Origin of the sequence: Mycobacterium talmoniae (genome assembly GCF_001854525.1) — a bacterium.
In the GTDB taxonomy this organism is placed as follows: domain Bacteria; phylum Actinomycetota; class Actinomycetes; order Mycobacteriales; family Mycobacteriaceae; genus Mycobacterium; species Mycobacterium talmoniae.
Genome location: NZ_MLQM01000177.1, coordinates 1 through 2,700 on the forward strand (window position 1 = coordinate 1; position 2,700 = coordinate 2,700).

The 2,700-nt window shown below is 68.8% G+C and carries 1 protein-coding gene; it reads right to left on the minus strand.

All coding sequences use genetic code 11. The annotated features are described in order from the left end of the window. On the minus strand, positions 1-974 hold a 974-nt coding region (locus tag BKN37_RS29330; protein WP_071029189.1), incomplete at its 3' end, for a DUF5632 domain-containing protein. Positions 975-2,700 lie beyond the last annotated feature (1,726 nt).

Here is a 2,700-nt window from a genome sequence, read left to right on the forward strand (position 1 = left end):
CCCCCCCCCCCACCCCCCCGCGCCCCGCCGCCGCGCGGGCCGCCCGCGCGCCGCCACGCCCGCCCCCCCCGTGCGGGGCCCGGCCCGAGTCCCCAGCCGAGTTCGGCGACGACGCGCCCGTGGCGGGCCCGAGGCGGGGTCGGCACCGGGTCGCCGTCCTCGGCCTGCGGTAGGTGCTGGCCGGGGGTGTAGCTGGCGGTGACGGTGACCTCCCCGAGCAGCGCCTCGACGTCGCCGCGACGTCGCGCCGGTTCGAGCAGTCGCACGCCGACCGGGATGTCGACATGCGGTGGGATCCAGCCGCAGACCAGGTCGGTGACCAGCACGGTGCTGTGGTCGGGCCGCTCGCCGGCGGCCCAGTTGAGCCGGGGTTCTTGGCGGGCGACGGTGTCGACCAGATTCTGCAGCCGGGTGCGGGCGGTGGCGTCTGCCGAGGTGGCTCCCGCTATCGCGCCGCCGGCGGTCACGCCGACGGCCTGTTCGGAGACGACGGCCGGTGTCGGCGGTGGCGTAGCGATGCCGGCGGATTGGCGCACCACCGCGGGTTGGCCGACGCCGCCGCTCGGGTTGGCCGGAGCCGACGACGGCGCCGCCGGGGGAAGGCTGGCCGGTGCGGTGGGCGCCGCCGGGGCGGCCGGCGCGGCGGGCCGGATGTCGGCGCCGTAGGACGGGAGCGGACCCACGGGTGCCGCCGCGCCGGTGATCGGGGGCGACGCGGCGGTGGCCGGGCCGGCCAGGTAGGCGGGGCCGGCATCCGCGGGCGGGACGTAGCCGGGCGGCGATACTGCGGCGGCCGGTGGCTGCGCCGGCACCTCGAATACCGGGGCGTGGCCACTCGACGGGAACGTTTGCGCCACATGCGGTGTCGGTGCGGCGGGCGGATCGGATAGCGGTGGCGCCGCCGGGCCCGCCGACGCCAGCGCGCTAGCCCCGATCGGCGTGCCCGCCTGCAACCCCTGGCCGAAGGTCTGCATCAGATTCGTCGGCGGCGGGGCGGGTGCGGCGGTGGGTGATGGCAGGCCAGCGGTTGGAAGACTGGCCGAGGACACGGGTGGTGCGGATGGAGCCGGTATACCGGGCGCCGACACAGGCGCCGGACCAGCGTTGGGGGGTGCCGGTGTTGGCGAGCCCGTAGGGGCGGGTGCGGAGCCGCTAGATGGTGATAAAGCTGGCGCTTGTCCAACGTAGGTTGGCGTGGCGGAGGACGTCCCCGTTGGCGGTAGTTTCGGCGCCTGCCCTGCGTAGGTGGGCGCGTCTTGGGGCTGTGCGGCAGCTGCGCCGACGGACGTCGTCAGGTCGGGGGTGTCACCTACGAACGTTGATCTCGGATTCCCGGCCGACGGAGCTGGCGCGTCGGGAGGTGGAATGGGATTGCCCAGTGCTTGAGTGCCTTCAGGCGGGCCGAACGCATTCAGCGTTGTCTCAACTTGCTGGCGAATCTTCGCTGTGTTCGGAGATCTGAACATGCGGGTGGTGTCAAAGCCATTATCGCTGGCGAACTGTTGGGCAGAGACCTGGATGCCGTGCTTATCCAGGACGTGCTGAATGTCGGTAAGCATATTCCCCGCACACGCCGCAGCTTTGGCGTTGGCTTGCGTCTGACAGTCCGCCACCACCTCAGTGATCTTGCCGACTTTGATAGGAAGCGAGTCTTTGGACTGTTGGATCTCCTCGATCCTGGAGTTGCCGTTCTCGGCGATGGTCAGCAGAGCCGAGCGCAGCTCACTTGCTGAGTCATGGGCAGATTTGTTGGAGCGCCGTATGGTCTCGTACTTCTCGGCGGTCTCACGGGAAAGCCGCTCGCCTGCCTGGAACGCGTCACGGCCTGCGTCGGCGGTACGCCCTTCTTGGTCCGTCAGCGTCCCAGACCACGTCCGGTGCATCTGATCCTCATAATGACGGAATCCCGTTGCGATGTTCCCGAAGTGAGTCGATGCACTATCGACTATCTCCAGGTTCGATTCGGCCGGAAGCACATGACCTACAAGAAGTTCCGTCCAATCTTTAGACGACGATCCAGTCATTGGCAGAGCCCGTCAATGGTTGCCACGTCTGCATCCAAGGCACGCCGAAGCGGTTCTTGTACCGAATCTGGCTCGTCCGCGAGAAAGGCAATTCCAATTTCCTTCGACTGGTTGGCGAGCGATCGGATTGCTTTCACTAGACCGCCGGGGGCCGCGGGATTTGCTGCTAAGCGGTCTAAGAGATAGTCGCCCCCGGCATAAAGTGCCAAGCGTCCATTTGCAGCCGCTGCGAGTGCGCCAACGTCATCTCCCGGTACTGGGTTGGGCCGGTGGGTGTTTACCAATACCGCGTGACTCACCGTGTTGTACGCCTCGCACACGTTCGCTTTGGCCTTAGCGATCTGCTGATCGCTATATGTCGGCTCGGACGGCGGCGGCGGGGGACTGCTCTCCGGAACCGGCCGAAGCCACGCCGCGATAGCGACACCGACCGCGACCAGCGCGACCACGAGAGACGCCAGCGCAGTAAAGGTGGCGACCCGTGACGGTCGCGGTGCAGCCATCGGCGGGGCTGGGGCTGTTGGCACTCGTGGTCCCCGCGGGCCCGGGGTGGGGGTGGGGCCCGGCCGTCCTCCTCCGGGGCGCGGGCTCTGTCGGGGCTGTGGCGGGTGGCCTTGGGGGGGGGGGTTTCGTTGTTTTGGGGGTGTGGTTGCGTTGTGGTTTTGTCTGTTTTGTG